This window comes from Halomonas sp. Ps84H-12 (assembly GCF_024124725.1).
Taxonomy (GTDB): domain Bacteria; phylum Pseudomonadota; class Gammaproteobacteria; order Pseudomonadales; family Halomonadaceae; genus Vreelandella; species Vreelandella aquamarina.
In genome coordinates this window covers 12,992-31,627 of record NZ_JAMXSJ010000038.1, presented here as the reverse complement: position 1 = coordinate 31,627, position 18,636 = coordinate 12,992, and the positions used below count along the sequence as shown (strand labels likewise).

The 18,636-nt window shown below is 57.3% G+C and carries 14 protein-coding genes; 8 read left to right on the top strand and 6 right to left on the bottom strand.

Translation table 11 applies throughout. From position 1 onward, the window contains the following. Positions 1–418: 418 nt before the first annotated feature. Positions 419–1,585 (bottom strand): FMN-dependent L-lactate dehydrogenase LldD, encoded by a 1,167-nt coding sequence (lldD, locus tag NH344_RS15630; protein ID WP_058576723.1) that lies wholly within the window; start codon positions 1,583–1,585, stop codon positions 419–421. A 309-nt stretch (positions 1,586–1,894) separates the two neighbouring features. Here lldD and NH344_RS15625 point away from each other — a divergent pair, with 309 nt between their 5' ends. Genes NH344_RS15625 through NH344_RS15615 form a run of 3 tightly spaced genes read left to right on the top strand, consistent with a single transcriptional unit; the run spans position 1,895 to position 5,956 of the window. Then, the gene (locus NH344_RS15625; protein WP_044630448.1) at positions 1,895–2,665 is read left to right on the top strand and encodes a GntR family transcriptional regulator; all 771 of its coding nucleotides are present in this window, start codon (positions 1,895–1,897) and stop codon (positions 2,663–2,665) included. Further along, positions 2,662–4,581: an ATP-binding protein gene (locus NH344_RS15620; protein ID WP_137094864.1), complete on the top strand. Its 1,920-nt coding sequence runs from the start codon at positions 2,662–2,664 to the stop codon at positions 4,579–4,581. The genes NH344_RS15625 and NH344_RS15620 overlap by 4 nt, the downstream gene beginning before the upstream one ends. Next, positions 4,574–5,956, top strand: coding sequence for a sigma-54 dependent transcriptional regulator (locus tag NH344_RS15615; protein WP_044630446.1), 1,383 nt, complete (start codon positions 4,574–4,576; stop codon positions 5,954–5,956). The genes NH344_RS15620 and NH344_RS15615 overlap by 8 nt, the downstream gene beginning before the upstream one ends. On the opposite strand, the gene NH344_RS15610 is transcribed toward NH344_RS15615, so the two are convergent. The 3 genes from NH344_RS15610 to NH344_RS15600 form a co-directional block, all read right to left on the bottom strand. After that, positions 5,932–6,603 (bottom strand): metal-dependent hydrolase, encoded by a 672-nt coding sequence (locus tag NH344_RS15610; RefSeq protein WP_044630445.1) that lies wholly within the window; start codon positions 6,601–6,603, stop codon positions 5,932–5,934. The genes NH344_RS15615 and NH344_RS15610 overlap by 25 nt on opposite strands. Before the next feature lie 90 nt (positions 6,604–6,693). Beyond that, complete coding sequence (locus NH344_RS15605; RefSeq protein ID WP_044630444.1) at positions 6,694–7,245, bottom strand: gamma carbonic anhydrase family protein; 552 nt, start codon at positions 7,243–7,245, stop codon at positions 6,694–6,696. Positions 7,246–7,284: 39 nt separating this feature from the next. Beyond that, positions 7,285–8,625, bottom strand: coding sequence for a sodium-dependent transporter (locus NH344_RS15600; RefSeq protein ID WP_058576725.1), 1,341 nt, complete (start codon positions 8,623–8,625; stop codon positions 7,285–7,287). A 201-nt stretch (positions 8,626–8,826) separates the two neighbouring features. Between NH344_RS15600 and prlC the strand changes: the two genes are divergently transcribed. From prlC to NH344_RS15580, 4 genes are all read left to right on the top strand, one after another. Then, positions 8,827–10,875 (top strand): oligopeptidase A, encoded by a 2,049-nt coding sequence (gene prlC, locus NH344_RS15595; protein WP_235253716.1) that lies wholly within the window; start codon positions 8,827–8,829, stop codon positions 10,873–10,875. 56 nt (positions 10,876–10,931) lie between these two features. Next, positions 10,932–11,180 carry a YheV family putative zinc ribbon protein gene (locus tag NH344_RS15590; RefSeq protein WP_044630441.1) on the top strand — a complete coding sequence of 83 codons (249 nt, stop codon included), beginning with the start codon at positions 10,932–10,934 and terminating at the stop codon, positions 11,178–11,180. A gap of 283 nt (positions 11,181–11,463) precedes the next feature. Beyond that, positions 11,464–12,444 (top strand): TAXI family TRAP transporter solute-binding subunit, encoded by a 981-nt coding sequence (locus tag NH344_RS15585; protein WP_044630440.1) that lies wholly within the window; start codon positions 11,464–11,466, stop codon positions 12,442–12,444. Between the two features lie 100 nt (positions 12,445–12,544). Next, positions 12,545–14,749 carry a TRAP transporter fused permease subunit gene (locus NH344_RS15580; RefSeq protein ID WP_253028104.1) on the top strand — a complete coding sequence of 735 codons (2,205 nt, stop codon included), beginning with the start codon at positions 12,545–12,547 and terminating at the stop codon, positions 14,747–14,749. 137 nt (positions 14,750–14,886) lie between these two features. Here the strand turns inward: NH344_RS15580 and metF are convergent, their stop codons facing one another. After that, positions 14,887–15,726: a methylenetetrahydrofolate reductase [NAD(P)H] gene (gene metF, locus NH344_RS15575; protein WP_044630438.1), complete on the bottom strand. Its 840-nt coding sequence runs from the start codon at positions 15,724–15,726 to the stop codon at positions 14,887–14,889. A gap of 140 nt (positions 15,727–15,866) precedes the next feature. Between metF and NH344_RS15570 the strand changes: the two genes are divergently transcribed. Continuing rightward, positions 15,867–16,802, top strand: a complete 936-nt coding sequence (locus NH344_RS15570) for an AEC family transporter (protein WP_044630437.1) — start codon at positions 15,867–15,869, stop codon at positions 16,800–16,802. Here the strand turns inward: NH344_RS15570 and ligB are convergent. Beyond that, entirely contained in the window at positions 16,799–18,445 is a 1,647-nt protein-coding gene (gene ligB / locus NH344_RS15565; protein ID WP_253028103.1) for an NAD-dependent DNA ligase LigB, read from the bottom strand. The genes NH344_RS15570 and ligB overlap by 4 nt on opposite strands. Between the last annotated feature and the right edge of the window lie 191 nt (positions 18,446–18,636).

Genomic DNA, 18,636 nt, shown 5'->3' with positions numbered 1-18,636 from the left:
TTGGCTCAAGGTTCAAACGAATTCATTCAAACTTTCGTTCTCATGACCGCTTGCCTTGATATTTGGTGACTTATCACCCTCATCGGCAAGCGCCCACATGAATTACCTGATCAAATTGTTAAAGAGCTGTTTCGCTGTGCTGGCTCGGTGACCTGAACCGTGTTGCCTCAGCGAGGAAGGCGTATTCTACGCATTTCCTGGTGGTTGTCAACCGCTGTTTTCAGCGAGTGAAGCGAGCGACTTAAACTATAACAAGACGGCTCTAACTTCTTGACAAACCAGAAGTTTTTCAACCTCATTTACCGCTGGTAACGCTTGGCGTCCCCGGCAGCGGATGCGTACTTTACGGATTCGCGGCCGGGTTGGCAAGGGCTTTTGTAAAAAAATGCCAACACCGCTCTATCAAGCTGATTACCGGCTACCTGATAGGGTGTTCAAGTTCTTTTATAGCGCCAGATACTAACGATTCGGAACTAAGGTCAGCTATCGTTCGCGCGCCTGTCAACGTCATCGCAACCCGCATCTCTTTATCGAAAAGCTCTAGCAAATTGGCGACACCCGCCTCCCCAGCAGTGGCCAGCGCATAAATGAAGGCACGGCCAATCAATGCTGTATCGGCTCCCATAGCAATCATCCTTACTACATCCAACCCGTTGCGCACCCCGGAGTCGGCCAGGATCGTCAGATCGCCTTTAACTGCATCCGCAATAGCAGGAAGGGCACGCGCAGTAGAGGGAACACCATCTAGCTGACGACCGCCATGGTTCGAAACCACAATACCGTCTGCGCCGAAACGCACTGCATCACGCGCATCTTCAGCGTCGAGAATCCCCTTAATGATCATCGGGCCATCCCACTGCTCACGAATCCAATCCAGATCTTTCCAAGAGATAGAGGGATCAAAGTTGTCACCTAGCCAAGCTATATAGTCCTCAAGCTCTGTAGGCTTACCACGATAATCAGACACATTACCTAGATCATGTGGACGACCATGAACCCCCACGTCCCAGGCCCATAAAGGATGCAGCGCGGCTTGCAGCATTCGCCTCATGGGTCCACTTTTACCGCTCATGCCTGAATGCGCATCACGATAACGCGCTCCTGGAACCGGCATATCAACCGTAAAAACCAGTGTCTTCACGCCTGCGGCCTTAGCACGCTCCAGCACATGCTTCATAAAGCCGCGATCTTTTAGCACGTAAAGTTGAAACCAGATGGGGCGGTCAACTGCCGCGGCTACTTCCGCAATAGGGCACACCGATACTGTCGAGAGCGTGAATGGTATGCCTTTTTTGGTGGCCGCCCGAGCTGCCTGCACTTCACCACGCCTTGCATACATCCCCGTCAAGCCCACCGGCGCCAGCGCAAGAGGCATCGCCATTTTTTCGCCAAACAGCTCGGTTTCGAGTGATAGCGACGACATATCCTTCAGCACACGCTGCCGCAATGCGATACCTGCGAGATCCTCAACATTTCGGTTCAGCGTATGCTCTGCGTATGACCCACCGTCAGCATAATGAAAAAGAAAGGGAGGGATACGGCGCTTGGCAGCTTGGCGGTAGTCCGTCGGTGCTGAAATGATCATGGCAGGCCCTATGCAATAAATAGATGCACTATTTATAAGTACTATCTACAAACGGTCATCGAAGCGTTGGTGTTAAGCGCCTCAGATTAAAATTGGTTTTACCAATTTACAAAAAATCAGATTCAACATTAGTGAGAGGTTACCGCTGTGTCAAACCGGCATCACGCTCTATAGCGCTTTTCAGCTATATACTTTAGTTTCAAACCGCATAAACAGTACCGTTAGCCATCCATTTGTTAGCGTTTTACTATTGAGACAAATCATTGAAGCCCCTACCATTGGTCTTACCAATTATGTGGACCCTCACCAATGACTTACCCACCGCTCCGCCAACAGCGCTTAGCTGATGTGATTACTGAACGCCTTGAAGCCATGATCCTGGAAGGCAGCCTGAAGCCGGGCCAGCGCTTGCCACCCGAGCGTGAACTCGCTGAACGTTTTGGGGTATCTCGGCCCTCACTTCGAGAAGCAATTCAAAAGCTTGCGGCTCGCGGCTTGCTCACTAGCCGCCAGGGTGGTGGCACATTTGTTAATGAAACGCTGAACAATGGTTACACGGATCCGCTATTAGAGATGATGTCGCGCCACAATGAATTTCATCTCGACCTGCTTGAGTTTCGCGACGCCATGGAGGGTATTTCTGCTTACTATGCCGCGCTACGCTCGACGCCTGCAGATAAAGCTGTCTTGATTCAGCGCTTTGAAGAGCTTGATGGTGGCTTTGTGGGGGCTGACCCGGCTCAAGAGGCTAAGCTAGATGCGGCTTTTCACCTAGCTATTGCGGAGGCTGCCCATAACGTTCTGCTGCTTCACACGATCCGCGGCATTTTTCATCTGCTGGAACAGAGCATCGTGGATAACTTGGCCCACCTGTTCGCCAAACCCGACTCGCGTACCCAGCTAATGAAACAGCATCGTGCCTTGCTGGATGCCATTTTAGAGGGCCGCGCTGAAGATGCTCGAACCCGCGCCCACGAGCACTTAGTGTATGTAGAAGAAGGGCTGCTTGAGATGGCTAGAGCCGAAACTCGCGCTCAGCGCGCTCTACGTCGTGCCCAAGCCACTAATAGTCCCGCATGAGTAGTCACGTCAGCAGCACCGAGTGGCGCTGGCGTCTGCTATGGCTTATCGCCATTCCCGTTGGGCTACTGCTGTTTATGTGGCAGGCGGCTCAGTTCGCTCGTGAACAGGCACTTTCGAATCTTCAGGATGATGCCGAGAACGAGCTACGCCTCTCCGCGGCCAACTTGAACGGCTACCTGCTGCGTTACGACTACCTGCCGCAAATGCTCGCCACCCGAGAGGGTATTCAGCGCTTTCTTGCCTCTCCGGATAGCCAAGACCCTATGCCACTCAACCTGCTGCTGGATCGTTTTCGTTTCACTTCAGGCGTCTCGGACGTTTACCTGCTTGATCGCGATGCCGACACCATCGCGGCTAGCAACTGGCATCGCCCCAACACTTTCATTGGTCAGAACTACGCGTTTCGCAGCTACTACTCCGATGCCATCGCGGGTGGCCAGGGACGCTTTTTTGGGCTTGGGATCCAGTCGTTAGAGCGCGGCTACTACTTTTCCTCTCCGGTTTGGTTGGATGATACCTCTCCCGATGCCAAGCCGGATGGCGTGATCGTCGTCAAAGTGCTGCTTGATGACGTCGAGGAGAGCTGGGCCGAGCAGGACGCCGAGCTGTTCGTCACCGACAGCGACAACATCATCTTTATGGCCAGCCACCCCGAACTGCGCATGAACGCTCTCTATCCGCTGAGCGACGAGCAGCGCGACGCGCTCCGCGAAACCCGCCGTTATGCCATGGAGCCGCTAACGCCGTCTGGGATTCAATTGAATACCCCATACGGGCCCGGTAGTTACCTAGTGAGCTTTGCCCATGGCCCTCTCAGCGGCGGGCGCTATTTAAGCCTCACGCGCCCCATTCCTGAGTTTGGCTGGCAAATGCATATTCTCAAGCCACTGACACCGGTCATGAACGCCCAGTGGATTGCTGCCTTCATGGCGGGAGGACTCTACGGCGTCATCGCCCTAGCAGGGGGCATTGGCTGGCAACGCCTGAGACTACGCCGGGAACGTGAAGCGTTTGCCGAGCGGGAGCGCCAAACGTTAGCCCACGTGCGAGATGAGCTTGAAGTCAGCGTCGAGCGTCGTACCCGCGACTTAGTCGCCAGCAACCAACGCCTCTCGGATGAAATTGAAGAACGGCGGCGAGCAGAGGCCAACTTACGCCAAACCCAAGATGAGCTTATTCAAGCCGCTAAGCTCGCTGTGCTTGGGCAGTTAGCCGCCGGGATTAACCACGAACTCAACCAACCTTTAGCAGCGATTCGTGCCTATGCTGAAAACGCACGGCGCTTTATTGAGCTATCGCGGATTGAGAGCGCCGACGCCAATTTAGCGCAGATTGTTGAGCTCACTGAACGAATGGCCGATATCAGCGCCCAGCTACGCCAGTTCTCTCGCAAAAGCAGCGAGCGGCAGGAGACCATCTCCGTACAAGCCTGCATCGAGTATGCCCTGCGCCTGTTTCATAGCCGCCTGAAAGAGGGTAGCGTTCAGGTGGAGCAGCAATGGGCAGAAGCAACGCTTTGGGTAAACGCTGATTTAGTCCGCCTAGAGCAGGTACTGGTTAACCTGATCGGCAATGCACTGCAGGCGATGAAAGAGACGCCTTCGCCGGTGCTCACGCTGCGCGCAGAAGTGATCAAAGATCAGGTGGTCATCAGCGTCGCTGACAACGGCCCCGGCATTACCAAGCAACATCTTGGGCATATTTTTGAGCCTTTTTTTACCACCAAAGCACCCGGTAGCGGGTTAGGGCTAGGACTCTCTATTTCCTCGCGTATTATGGAAGATCTTGGCGGCAAGCTGCAGGCCACGAATCTCGCTACGGGTGGCGCCTGTTTCACAGTCACCTTGCCACGCTCAACGGCCCCGGAGCCCTCTACTGCCCGCCTAAAACAGGAGAATCAACCCCATGCATGAGCCGTCGACGCTGCCGGTCATGGTGATCGACGACGAACCGCATCTGCGTATCACCGCCAGCCAAACGTTAGAACTTGCGGGCTATACGCCCCACTGCTTTGAATCGGCCGAACAGGCGCTTGCCGCGCTGCCGAATGACTTTCCTGGTGTCATTGTGAGTGATATTCGCATGCCTGGGATGGACGGCATGGCGCTGCTGCATGAGCTACATAGCCGCGACGCCACGCTGCCGATTATTCTGATTACCGGTCACGGCGACATTTCGACCGCCGTAGAAGCCATGCGTGCAGGCGCCTGGGACTTTCTGGAAAAGCCCTTCGCTGGCGACCAACTACTGGATGTGGTGAGACGTGGCATCGAAAAGCGCCAGCTAAGCCTCGAAAACCTGCGCTTGAAAGCCGAGCTAGAGGTGCAGCAAGCCGCACTGGGCCCGCGCTTGGTTGGGCGAACGCCAGTGATCTCAAGGCTTGCCGCGATGATTCAGCGCATCAGCCAAGTGGAAGCCGACGTGCTGCTGTTTGGCGAAACGGGCACCGGCAAAGACTTGGTTGCCCGAGCGATTCACGAGCGCAGCGCCCGACGTAACAGTCCGTTTATGGCCATCAACTGCGGCGCGGTGCCGGAAAACACCATCGAGTCCGAGCTGTTCGGCCATGAGAAAGGCGCCTTCACAGGGGCGGTAGAGCGGCGAATTGGTAAATTTGAGCACGCTAACGGCGGCACCGTCTTTTTAGATGAGATTGAGTCCATGCCCTTGGCACTTCAGGTGAAATTGCTGCGAGTGCTTCAGGAGCGTAGCGTAGAACGGTTAGGCGCCAACGAAGCTGTTCCGCTCAATATCCGTGTGATTGCCGCCACCAAAGTCGACCTCAAAGTCGCCGCCGAAGAGGGGCGCTTTCGCGAAGATCTCTACTACCGGCTAAACGTAGTCACCCTACCGCTGCCAGCACTTCGCGAGCGAAGAGAAGACATTCCCTTACTGTTCCAACACTTTGCCGTGGTGGCGGCGAATCGCAGCGGGCTTGAAGCGCCCACTCTAGATAGCCACGCCATTGCCACCCTCCTGGCCCACGACTGGCCGGGAAATGTGCGTGAACTGCGTAACCTAGCCGAGCGCTATGTACTGCTGGGAGCCGCGTTTGACTACCGTCTTGATGCCCTGCTGGAGGGTGTCGCTGCCGACACTCAAGAGCTAACGCTACCCCGCCAAGTAGAGCTGTTTGAAAAGAGCTTGATCAGTCAGTCGCTAGCGCGCCACCAAGGACGAGTGACGGATGTTTGCCACCATTTAGGAATCCCCCGCAAAACGTTTTATGACAAGCTCAAAAAGCACGGTTTAAGCGCTGGCGACTATCGCCACAGCAGCGAACCCTGATGAAATAGCTCAACCAGCACTCCCCAAGGCGGCACCCAGGGCACCAAGATAAGCATGGTGATCAACATTAATAGGTTGGAAAGTGGACGGCGGCTATCGCCAAGCTTTAGCGCAGTACCGAAAGAGCGCTTTAAGCGCGCCCCTTCGAGGTCGACGCTAAACAGTTCATCCAAACTCAAGTGAATAATAAACCCAAACAGTACTGCAGCCCCGTGGCCCCACGCCAGCCAGGCAGGCTGGGCAAGCAAGTGAAAGCTTAGCGCAGCCGTAGCCAACGCACACAGCCCTGCCGCCATGAGTGAATGCCAGATACCTCGATGCACTGTCAGGCGTGAAAAAAGCACGGCTGCCAAGTAGCGCACACTGAAGTAAATCCCACCACACGCCACGAGCAGTAGCCCAGGTGTTAACCACGGCTGCAGCAACAGCACACCCAGCACCAGCGAAGGCACTGATAAAATATTAAAAATCAGCCGGATAGAGCGAGAACGGTCAGCATCAATATCGGGGAGAATACCGCCAAAGGCCACCAGGGCAATGACTAGCAGGGCTTGTGGAGCTACCCACCACTGCGCCTGCCAGCCAACGTAAGCCATTAGCGTGCCGCCCGCTGCTGCAACCGTTATATGCGTGCGAAAATTAGCCATGTCGCGGCACCCTAGAAAACTGGATAAATTACCAGACTTTCAGTGCGCGCAACATGGCTAGGTTAGAAAAAAGAGTGGTAAGGCAAACGCTTAACGTGCTTCGGCGGCTTCCATAAGGAACTGATCTTTTAACTTAACGTAATTGCCTGCGGTATAGGGGAAGAAAGCCCGCTCTTTCTCCTTGAGCGGGCGCAGCGCCTTCGCAGGGTTACCGGCATAAACGTAACCGCTCTCCAATCGTTTGCCCGGTGTCACTACCGCGCCAGCAGCAATAATCACCTCATCTTCAACCACTGCACCATCCATCACGATGGCGCCCATTCCCACCAGAATGCGGCTGCCCAGGGTGCAACCGTGCAAAATTGCCTTGTGGCCAATGGTCACATCGTCGCCAATCGTGAGCGGGAAACCATCAGGATTGAAATCACTGGCGTGGGTAATGTGCAGCACGCTGCCATCTTGAACGCTGGTGCGCGCACCAATGGTGATGCGGTGCATATCGCCGCGAATCACCGTCATCGGCCATACCGAGCAGTCATCACCGAGCGTGACATTGCCAATCACCACGCTGGCGGGATCGATGTAGACACGCTCACCCAACTGCGGCGAAACGCCTTGATACGTTCGTAAGGCACTGCTCATGATTATCTCCTTAACACGATAAAGGGGCTGAAAGGCGCACTATAGCAACCCACCGAGTAAGACGATAAACGTCAGCGGAATCGACACCCAGCGAATCGTCGTACGCCATAGTAAATAGCCGCGCTCCCCCGCGCCCAATGCGCTGATGACACGCGCTTGTGGCATCACCCATGCGGCAAAAATCGCGATTAGCAGCCCTCCCATGGGGAGGAAGATATCAGGGGGAATACTGCTTACCAGCTCAAAGACGTTACGCCCAAACAGCGGCCTGAATTCTGCCAGGGTTGAAAACGAGAACGCTGATAGCAAGCCGATTAACCATACGCTGAGCGCTACCGCCGCCGTTGCCGTACTGCGCCGCCAACCCAGCCCCTGCAACGTGGCCACCATTGGCTCGGCAAGGTTGATCGCCGAGGTCCAGGTGGCCAGCAGCAGCAGCAGGAAAAATACGCTGAGCCAGAACGATCCCCAGGGCAACTCGGAAAACGCTATGGGCAGCGTCACGAACATCAGTCCTGGTCCATCGGCGGGGTCCATGCCCTGGGCAAACACCACCGAGAAAATCGCAATGCCCGCCAGCAGCGCCACGCTAATATCCAACACCGCCACGGCAAAGGCCGCCTTCGGCAGGCTCTGCTCATCGGGCATATAAGCCCCGTACGCCATCAGCGCACAGGCACCGACTGCCAGCGTAAAGAAGGCATGGCCCATGGCATGCAATATGACCGCGGGAGTCACGTCCTCGAACGAGGGCAGAAAGAGCCACGACAGCGCGGTACCAAAGCCCGACGTAGTAGTGGCATAAATGGCTAACAGCAGCAGCAAACCGTATAGCAGTGGCATCAGCAGGTTGTTGAGCCGCTCAAGCCCTTTGGCCACCCCAGCTGCCACCACCGTCATGGTCATGAAGAGGAACAGCGAGTGGTTGAAGATCAGCAGCCCAGGATTCGCCAGAAACGCTTCGAATCCTGCACCGATCTCAGCTGCGCTGGCACCGTTAAAGTTGCCGTTCACCGAGGCCACTAAAAACTCAATCGACCAACCCGACACCACCGAGTAAAACGACAAAATACAGAACACGGTGAACGCGCCAAATAGCCCCAGCCAGCGCCAGTGCCGGGAAGCCCCCGCTTCTGACGCCAATGCGCCTAAGGCTTGCATCGGCCCGCGCCGCCCGGCACGCCCAATGAGGATTTCCGCCATCATCACGGGAATCCCAAGTAGCAGCACGAACGCCACATAAATCAGCAAAAAAGCAGCGCCGCCGTTCTCTCCCGCCACATAGGGGAAGCGCCAAATATTGCCCAGCCCAACCGCCGCACCTGTTACCGCCAAGATAAAGGCCCGCTTCGACCCCCAGCGCTCTAGCGTTTCACTCATTACTTGCTCCTGCCATGGGTGGCATTGTTGGTGACACTTACAGATTACGGATATGGAAAGGCGGCAAGACTAGCAGGCGCCTGCCCCCAGGCCAAACGCTTGCAGCGGGTCAAGCATTGAAACAACGTCTCACTGCCCGCACTGTGTCATCATCAGCGTACGTTTTTGTGCGCCCCTAACTTGATTGCTACCGAGGTGCTTATGTCCCGCAACCCGTTGCTAGAGAGCCACGAGCTTCCCCCTTTCGCCGACATTCGTGCCGACCACGTGGTGCCCGCCGTGGAAACGCTGCTCGATGAGAGCCGCGAGGCGATTGATCGCCTCGCCCAACAGGCCGTTGCCACATCCCCAACGTGGGACAACTTTGCCGCACCGCTGGAAGCAGTGAATGACCGTCTTTCCCAGGCCTGGTCACCGGTGTCGCACCTCAACGGCACCATGAATACCCCAGAGCTGCGCGATGCTTACCAAGCCTGCCTGGAAAAACTCTCTGCATTTGGCACCTGGGTCGGTCAGCACGAAGGGCTGTTCAAAGGCTGGCAGGCGCTAAAAGAGAGCGAGAGCTGGTCAACGCTGACGGCCGCCCAACAGCGTACGGTGGATAACGCCCTGCGCGATTTTCGCCTGGCCGGGGTCGACCTACCGGCGGATAAGAAGGCTCGTTACGGTGAAATTCAGTCCCGGCTCTCTACGCTTTCTAACCAGTTTTCTAATAACGTGCTGGACGCCACCCAGGCGTGGCATAAAGACATTCAGGATCGCGACGCGCTGGCGGGCGTTCCTGAGAGCGCTCTGGAAACTCTTAAAGCCCTGGCAGACGCTAAAGGCGTTGATGGCTACCGCATTACGCTGGATTTCCCCAGTTTCTTCCCCATCGTCAGCTACGCCGACAGCCGCGAGCTGCGCGAAGAAGTGTATACCGCCTTCGTGACCCGCGCCTCCGACCAGGGCCCCAACGCGGGCAAGTTCGACAACGCCCCCATTTTGGAAGAGATTCTGGCCCTGCGTCAGGAACTGGCGCGGTTGCTGGGCTTCGACACCTACGCCGACTACTCGCTAACTACCAAAATGGCAGACTCCCCCGCGCAGGTGCTGGACTTTTTGGAAGACCTCGCCCGCCGCGCCAAGCCGCAAGCGCAGGAGGAGTTTGCCGAACTCAGCGCCTACGCCCGTGACGAGCTAGGCATCGAGACGCTCAACCCCTGGGATGTCGCCTACGTCAGCGAGAAACTGCGCGAAGCACGCTACGCTATTTCCCAAGAGCAACTGCGCCCCTACTTCCCCGCGCCGCGGGTCGTGGATGGCTTGTTCCAAGTCGTCGAGCGCCTTTACAACGTTCAGGTAAAAGAAGACAGCAGCGCTCCGAGCTATCACGACGACGTGCGCTTCTTCCGTATTACCGAACAGGGCAAACCGATTGCTGGGTTCTATCTGGATCTCTACGCCCGCGAAGGCAAACGGGGCGGTGCGTGGATGGCTGACTGCCGGGTACGCCGTAAAACCGAGAACGGCGTGCAGCTCCCAGTGGCCTTCTTGACCTGCAACTTCACCGCGCCAGTAGGCGGTAAACCTGCGCTGCTGACCCATGACGAAGTGACCACGCTGTTCCACGAGTTTGGCCATGGTTTGCACCATATGCTGACCAAGCAAGACGTGGCCGACGTGTCAGGCATCAACGGCGTGGCCTGGGATGCGGTTGAGCTGCCCAGCCAGTTTATGGAGAACTACTGCTGGGAGCGGGAAGGTCTCGACCTGCTAGCTAAACACGTAGACACCGGCGAACCGCTGCCGGACGTTCTGTTCGAGCGCCTGCAAGCGGCGAAAAACTTCCAGTCCGCCATGGGCATGGTGCGTCAGATCGAGTTTTCTCTGTTCGACCTACGCCTCCATCACGAGCTGGAAGCGCCTTCGGCCAGCGATGTTCAGACGCTGCTCGACGACGTGCGTCGCCAAACCTCTGTCGTTCCCGTGGTCGACTTCAACCGCTTCCAAAATAGTTTCAGCCACATCTTTGCAGGCGGCTACGCCGCTGGCTACTACAGCTATAAGTGGGCGGAAGTGCTCTCTGCCGATGCCTGGAGCGCCTTTGAAGAAGCCGGGATTTTTGACCCAGACACTGGCCAGCGCTTCCGCGAGGAAATTCTGGAGCAAGGCGGTGCGCGGGATGCCGCCGAGCTATTCCGTGCCTTCCGAGGCCGCGAACCTAGCGTCGAACCGCTGCTGCGCCATAGCGGTATTCGCGCCGCCTAAGCTGGCTATTTTTATCCGGTGCGGCGGCGTTGCCGCCGCACGTTGGGAGTGTATGTATGTCGAGTATTAAGCGTTTTATTGCAGGCGTGACCTGCCCCCGCTGTGCCGCCATGGACCGCATTCGTGCGTGGGAGCAGCACGGCATCCGCTACCGTGAATGCGTGAGCTGTGATTTCTTCGAACAGCTGCCCATTGAAGACGAAGCGACCCCCGAGCTCACTACACGAGTGAATCAGGTGCGTGATGAGCAAAAAATCCAGGATGTGCAGCCGGTTCGCATTCTTGACCCAGGTAAAAACAAATAACGCCCCTCGCTAGCGGTGCAGCGGCTGCATCGCTAGGTGCCCCCTTTGAAAAGTGTGTGAAAAACCGCACACCACCCTATCTAGAGCGTGCGCAAAGCCAGACACTTAATGGCTTTTGCTTTTCAACCAAAGTTGAAGAGAAAATTCTTAATGCATTGATTTCTATATTAAATCGTATATGTGGCACAAGTATCGCTCTATATAAGCTGCTTAATGATAAAGCACTGGCGGTGTCCCACACGCGCCAGACGATAATCCCAATAACAGCTTAGGAAATCTCGCCATGCGCAATACGATGCCCAAAACTGTCGCTCTGCTCGCAGGCAGCGCGTTACTTGCTGCAGGCACTGCCCATGCGGACCGCTCTGAATGGCCCACTAACTTTACTGTTGGTACGGCAAGTCAAGGCGGCACCTACTTCGTTTATGGCTCTGGCTGGGCAAACTTCATCGCCGATGAGCTCGGTGTTTCAGGCGGCGGCGAAGTGACTGGTGGCCCTACCCAAAACCTGGCGCTAGTACATAGTGGCGATATGGCGTTTGGCCTAACCACTATGGGTCCGGCGTCTGATGCCATCAAAGGCGAAAGCCCGCTGGCACCTGGCCTAGTCATGGACAACGTTTGCGCGCTGTTCCCGATGTATGAAACCCCGTTCTCTATCGCCGCGCTCTCTAGCTCCGGTATTGAATCTATTTCCGACATCCCCGACGGTGCGCGCATCGGTTTCGGCCCGGCGGCGTCTACCTCTGACACCTACTTCCCGGCCATGCTGGAAACCCTGGGCGTAAACTTCGACCGCCGTAATGGCGGCTGGTCTGACCTGGGCGGCCAGCTTCAGGACGGCCTGCTGGACGTTGTCGCCTTCGCTGCGGGCATCCCGATTCCGGCAGTTAGCCAGCTGGAAGTCCAAACCGACGTGAACATTATTGAGTTTACCGAAGAAGAGCTGGCGACTGTGCTAGACGCCTTCCCGGTCGCTGAGTTCACCATCCCGGCTAGCACTTACACCACGCTGGAAGAGGATGCTCGCGCCGTTGCCATGTGGAACTTCGCGATTGCTGGCTGTGACCTGCCGGAAGACTTCATCTATGAAGTCACGAAAGCCACCATGGAAAACAATGATCGTATGCGCGACGTACACCGCAGTGCTGAAACCAGCATTCCGGAAAACATCGTGCACAACACGGTACTGCCTTTCCACCCAGGCGCAGCACGCTGGTACGAAGAGAACGGTTACGATATCTCTGACGACATGATCAAGTAAGCTCCACGCACCATCGCGCTGCCCCGCTGCCGATCCTGTCGGGCGGGGCAGCGTTTGCTCTTGCCCCCTTTCTCTGCTTTTGCTGTGAGGGTGACCTCTGATGAGTCACAATACCAACCAAGACCCCAACGGCCTCAAGGATGACGCCTTAGCTGCTTCATCAACGCCAGAATCGATTGCTGATGGCGTCGATGAAGAAGTTGTTGAGCCCAACCGCCGCCTGTTCGTTGGCTGGCAGTTCCTATTATTTGCAGCACTGGCGATTGCCTATTCAGGTTTCCACCTGTTTTCACTCAACGTGTACCCCATGGAAACCTGGTCGTTCCGTATCGTACACATCGCCGGTGCATTAATTTTGGGTTACGGGCTGTTTGCCGGTGCCCGCTTTGCTGAAGATGACCAGCAGGCCTCCCCTGCTTGGCTGAAATGGGTGAGCTATGCGCTGCTGGTTCCTGCGGTTTACTCGCTGGTGCAAGTATTCTTGATGCAGCAGGCCATCAACGGCGGTGCCATGCGCATCGACCCGGCCGTGGAGACGCTGCACTTTGGCTACCCACTGATGGCCACCACAGCAGGCGCGATTGTGCTGTCTTGGTTCTATCGTCAGGCACGCCACCGCCTTAATCCCGCCGACTTAGTGTTAATGGTGTGTGCTTTGGCCAGCGCTGGCTACCTGCTAATGGCATTTAACACCAGCATGCGGATGTCCACCGGCACCTCATTTGCGCCTCCCGGTATCTCTTGGGCCGCCATCGCGGGCTCGCTGCTGATTCTCGAACTGACTCGCCGTGTGGCAGGTTTGGCGCTGGTCGTCATTTCAGCCGTGTTTCTGACCTACGTCTTTGCAGGCCCCTATTTACCTGGTTTCCTGGGCTACCCTGGTCTATCGGTCCAGCGCTTCTTTAGCCAGGTCTATACCGATGCGGGCATACTAGGCCCGACCACGGCGGTCTCGTCCACCTATATTATTCTGTTCATCATTTTTGCCGCCTTCTTGCAGGCGTCTAAAGTGGGCGACTACTTCGTCAACTTCGCCTTTGCCGCGGCAGGTCGTGCTCGCGGCGGCCCCGCGAAAGTCGCTATCTTCGCTTCTGGCCTGATGGGGATGATTAACGGTACGTCTGCCGGTAATGTGGTATCGACAGGCTCTTTGACCATTCCGCTGATGAAGAAAGTGGGCTACCCGGCCCGTAGCGCAGGCGCAATTGAAGCTGCGGCCTCTACCGGTGGCCAAATTATGCCGCCGATCATGGGCGCAGGCGCATTCATCATGGCAGAAGTGACCGGTATTCCTTATACCGAGATCGCTATTGCTGCGATTATCCCCGCCATTCTCTACTTTGCTTCTATCTACTTTATGGTCGACTTTGAAGCCGCCCGTAAAGGCATGCGCGGCATGCGCAAAGATGAGATTCCGCTGTTCTCCAAGCTAGTGAAGCAAGTCTACCTGTTCGCGCCGATCATCATTTTGATCGTTGCGCTGTTCATGGGTTACTCGGTCATTCGTGCCGGTACCCTGGCCACTGCCTCTGCGGCGGTAGTGAGCTGGCTCTCCCCTAACAAAATGGGCCTTCGTGCGATTCTGAGAGCGCTTCAGCTTGCCGGTACCATGTCGATTCAGATTATCGCCGTCTGTGCCTGTGCAGGTTTGATTGTCGGCGTTATCTCGCTGACCGGTGTAGGTGCTCGTTTCTCTTCGCTGCTGCTGGGCTTGGCGGGCGTTAGCCAGCTGTTGGCACTGTTCTTTGCGATGCTGATCAGCATTCTGTTGGGCATGGGGATGCCGACCACAGCGGCCTACGCAGTGGCCGCATCGGTGGTCGCACCAGGGTTGATCAACATCGGCATCGAGCCGCTGATTGCCCACTTCTTCGTGTTCTACTTCGCCGTGGTCTCGGCCATTACGCCGCCGGTGGCGCTGGCCTCTTACGCAGCCGCCGGTATTTCTGGGGACAACCCCATGGGCACCTCGGTGGCGTCGTTCAAGATTGGCTTGGCGGCGTTTATCGTGCCGTTTATGTTTTTCTACAGCCCGGCGATGCTGATGGAAGGCTCCGCCACGCAGATCCTGCGCGTTGGCCTCACCGCCACGCTAGGCATTGTGTTGCTCTCGGGCATGGCTCAGAAGTGGTTCTTCGGTCCGGTGAACTTACCCCAGCGCTTAGTGATGCTGGTCGGTGCCATGTTCTTGATCTACGGCGGCATCTACACCGACATCGCGGGCTTAGCGATTGGTACGGTGCTATTTATCATGCAGCGCAAGCAGCATGGTGGCAAAGGCAAGGCAACGGCAAGCGCTGCGTAAACCGTTACGTTACTAGAGCCAAGCTATGCACTAGCCGGAACCGAGAGGTTCCGGCTTTTTTTCGTACCTTTAGAACTACCATAAAAAAACCGGCCTGCATCAAAGATGCAGGCCGGTATCATCATCAGGCGACAGCGTTAGCTCAGATTATCCACCACCTTCAACACTGGGGCCGCCTGATTCAGCGTGTAGAAGTGCAGGCCTGGCGCGCCGCCGTCCAGCAGGCGTTCACACAGGCGAGTCACTACATCGGTACCAAAGGCGGCAATGGCGTCGCTGTCATCGCCGTAGGCTTCTAACTGCTTGCGAATCCAGCGGGGAATTTCCGCGCCGCAGGCATCGGAAAACCGCGCCAGCTTGGTGTAGTTGGTGATCGGCATGATGCCGGGAATGATCGGCTGCTCGACGCCCAGCGCACGCGCTTTATCAACGAAGTGGAAGTAGGCATCGGCGGTAAAGAAGTACTGGGTAATCGCCATGTTGGCACCCGCATTCATCTTGCGGGCAAAGTTTTCCACATCCTTATCGAGGCTGGGGGCCTGTGGATGAGATTCCGGATACGCCGCGACCGCGATGTCAAAGTGGTCGCCCGTCTCGTCACGAATGAACTCTACCAATTCATTGGCGTAGCGCAGCTCTCCGATACTGGCCATCCCGGAGGGCATGTCACCGCGCAGGGCCACTAGGCTATCGACGCCCTCTTCCCGGTACTGCGCCAGTAAGTCGCGCAGCTGAGCCTTTTCGCTGCCGATGCAGGAGAGGTGCGGCGCCGTGGTGATGCCACTTTGGCTAACGGTGCGCACGATATCCCGAGTGCGCGCCTGAGTGGAGCCACCCGCGCCGTAGGTGACCGAGAAGAAACGCGGGTTACGAGCGGCCAGCTCATCACGCACGTGAATTAGCTTCTCCCGACCTGCATCGGTGTTGGGCGGAAAGAATTCAAAGCTAATACCTAACGGATGCTCTTGGCTGCTCATGGTTTGTCCTCGCAGTGCGGTAACGTGATCATTATTTAGGGTATTCTCGCTGCTTCGCCGCGCAGCGGCTAATGAAAGATTCCACGGTCGACCTTCAATTCGGCTCATGTTGGCACCACCGCGTCTATCAAGGAGGAGATATGGACTTAGCACCCAGCGCTTTAATGGGCCCGCTGCTTATGCTGATAGGGTATGTGGGGCTGGGCTTTATTGCCGCCCAACGGTTGAAAATAGACCCGCGCCCGATTGCTACCTTGTTGGTGTACCTGATCGCGCCGCTGACAATTTTTCGCGCGCTGATGAATGGCGGCCCCACCTTAGAGTATTTGGTGCTCACCCTGGCGATGTTTCTATTGGTCAGCGCCATGGCACTGGCCGTGCGCTGGGCTACCCAACACCGCTTTGGCCCGCAGGAAGGCGCGCTGCTGGCGTTCTCCTCTGGCACCGGTAATACCGGCTACTTTGGGCTGCCCGTCGCGCTGATTCTGCTACCGCCGGAAGGGGTGACGCTGTACCTCTTCTGCATGCTGGGCATCAACCTGTATGAGTTCACGGTGGGGTTTTATTTGAGCGCCCGGGGCCACTTCTCGGTACGCCAGAGCTTGGCCAAAATTGTTCGTCTGCCGCTGGTCTATGCGTTTCTCTTAGCGCTGCTGCTAAACGCGCTCAACGCCACGCTGCCGGAATCACTGATGAGTTCATTAGCGGTCTTTCCCGCCACCTATACCCTGCTGGGCATGATGATCATTGGCATGACGTTAAGCCAGGTCACCCTCGCCGCGTGGGATACGCGCTTTGTGGCGACCTGCGTGGGCCTGCGCTATCTGCTCTGGCCACTGGTAATGCTGGGGGCGGTGCTGGTGCTCCAGCAGTTCACGCCACTCGCACCGGAGCTGGCGATGGCACTGCTGCTATTTGGCGTGGTGCCCATGGCCTCTAACGTGGTGGTCGTGGCGATGGAGTTGGGCATTCAGCCGCAGAAAGGTGCTTTAGCGGTACTCACCACCACGCTGCTGGCACCGCTGTTGATACCGCTCTATCTGGGGCTGATGCTGCGGCTCACCGGGCTCGGTTAAAACCCATCGACGCCCGCCAGCTGCAGCAGGCGGGCCATGCGCTGAACGTCTGGGTGGCTGAAGAAGGCAACGAGCGCTTCGCCGCGCACCGGGCCAACGCCAGGCACGGCTTGCCAATCGGTTCGAGAGTAACCCGCGAGGGTGTACCAATCGCCCAGCCCAGCGTCGCCACCGGGGGGCATTCCCAGCGCCGTCAGCCATGTCGCATAGGGCGCTTGGCGCGCCGCGTCGAACTGTGCCATCAGCGCTGCGGCGGTGGTAGCGCCAATACCGTGGGCCTGTTGAAGCTGCTCCGGCGTTAGTGCCAACCAACCCAATAGTTCCGTAACCACACCGGCCTCCATCAGCGCCTGCCAAGTGCCTTCGCCAATTCCACGCATGCCCAGCTGCTCGCTGAGATAGGTTAAGCGGGCCAGCAGTTGGGCGCTGCATTCTGATGTTCGCTCGGGCGTTAGCGTAAAGCAGCTCAACAGATGGTAACGCTCGGGCGGCGGGGCGCTTAGGGCGGCTCTTTCACGTGTTTGCCACACCACGCTGTCTACCTGAGGAATCGTCAGGCCCGCCAGCGTCACCGCCACGTGGTCCCCAGGGCGCACGTCCCACTCCTGCCAGCGCTCCAATGAACCCAGCGACACGCGGCTGATGCGCCGCCCTTCCAGAGTCACCGGGTAGAGCCACAGCAGCGGCGTTACGCGCCCGGTTCGCCCCACCCGAAACTCCACCCCGCGCACCTGGGCTAGCGCCTGCTGAGACGGATACTTCCAGGCCACCGCCCACTCAGGGGGCGATGACGACCAGTTGCGCACGCCGGGGCGCTCAGCCTGTTTTAACACCACGCCGTCGGTGGCAAACGGCAGCGGGCCGTTGAACCACCGCTCGCGCCATTCGGCGGCCGCCTCCTGGCCGCTGATCGGATGGGTGTAATCGGCCGTCTCGAACCCCAGCGCCGTCAGTTGCGCCAGCCGTTCGGTCATCTGCGTCGGGCCATCCGGCCAGTCCCATACGAATAAACCGATGCGGTTCAGCGTCTCTTGGCTCGGCTCGCGCTGCGCCATGGCACCGGCCACGGCACCTCGGGCACCCGAACCTGGTTGGCGTGCCTGCACGTGATTATCCAGCCGCCAGTAAAGCTCGCCCTGCAGCACCGCAGAGACGGGCTCAGGAAGCGTAACGGGCACACCAGGCAGTTGCTGAACCCGCGCCGTCCAATCCTGCCCCCGCTCGCCGTCTCCACGGCTAACCGCCTCGACGAGTTCCCCGCCCTGGTAACGCAGCGTCACCGCCACACCATCCACCTTGGGCTGAATCCATAGATCGTCACGGCGGCTAGTAAAGCGTCGAATGCCGTCCTCATCGGCTTTAGTGAGCCCCGTTTGGGCGGCCGGATGGGTGCGGGTACCGTCGCTGCTGGTCACTCGGGTAAGCGGCTGGTGGGGAGTTGGTGAATCCAAACACGCTTGCCAGTTTTCCAACCGCGCCAGCGCTTGGTCGTACAGCTCATCGGCAATCAGCGATTCGCCGTTATCATGGTAAGCGCGGTCCCATACTTCGATATGTTCGGCTAGCGCCTGGGTTTCCAGCGCCAGCCGCTCGGCGGGCCAGTCGGGGCAGGTGTCTGCCTGTGCGGAAAAAGTGACACTCATTAACCAGGCTGCCGCTAGGTTCGCCACTCCTATTATTCGCCGACCCGACATACGCATCCTCACGTGGTAAACGGGAAATTTTCAGCCCTTATTAAAATTAACTTATATGAAACTGACAGAGATGCAATGCGCAGAAAGCCACTCTCGGAGCCGGTTTCGACCCATAAAAAAAGCGCCCCCTGGCGTGAACC

Coding starts and splice junctions, on each gene's coding strand:
- NH344_RS15605 (WP_044630444.1), bottom strand. CDS start 7,245: ATGAGCAGTGCCTTACGAACGTATCAAGGCGTTTCGCCGCAGTTGGGT.
- ligB (WP_253028103.1), bottom strand. CDS start 18,445: ATGAGTGTCACTTTTTCCGCACAGGCAGACACCTGCCCCGACTGGCCC.
- NH344_RS15590 (WP_044630441.1), top strand. CDS start 10,932: ATGTCGAGTATTAAGCGTTTTATTGCAGGCGTGACCTGCCCCCGCTGT.
- NH344_RS15615 (WP_044630446.1), top strand. CDS start 4,574: ATGCATGAGCCGTCGACGCTGCCGGTCATGGTGATCGACGACGAACCG.
- NH344_RS15625 (WP_044630448.1), top strand. CDS start 1,895: ATGACTTACCCACCGCTCCGCCAACAGCGCTTAGCTGATGTGATTACT.
- metF (WP_044630438.1), bottom strand. CDS start 15,726: ATGAGCAGCCAAGAGCATCCGTTAGGTATTAGCTTTGAATTCTTTCCG.
- lldD (WP_058576723.1), bottom strand. CDS start 1,585: ATGATCATTTCAGCACCGACGGACTACCGCCAAGCTGCCAAGCGCCGT.
- prlC (WP_235253716.1), top strand. CDS start 8,827: ATGTCCCGCAACCCGTTGCTAGAGAGCCACGAGCTTCCCCCTTTCGCC.
- NH344_RS15620 (WP_137094864.1), top strand. CDS start 2,662: ATGAGTAGTCACGTCAGCAGCACCGAGTGGCGCTGGCGTCTGCTATGG.
- NH344_RS15570 (WP_044630437.1), top strand. CDS start 15,867: ATGGACTTAGCACCCAGCGCTTTAATGGGCCCGCTGCTTATGCTGATA.
- NH344_RS15585 (WP_044630440.1), top strand. CDS start 11,464: ATGCGCAATACGATGCCCAAAACTGTCGCTCTGCTCGCAGGCAGCGCG.
- NH344_RS15610 (WP_044630445.1), bottom strand. CDS start 6,603: ATGGCTAATTTTCGCACGCATATAACGGTTGCAGCAGCGGGCGGCACG.
- NH344_RS15580 (WP_253028104.1), top strand. CDS start 12,545: ATGAGTCACAATACCAACCAAGACCCCAACGGCCTCAAGGATGACGCC.
- NH344_RS15600 (WP_058576725.1), bottom strand. CDS start 8,625: ATGAGTGAAACGCTAGAGCGCTGGGGGTCGAAGCGGGCCTTTATCTTG.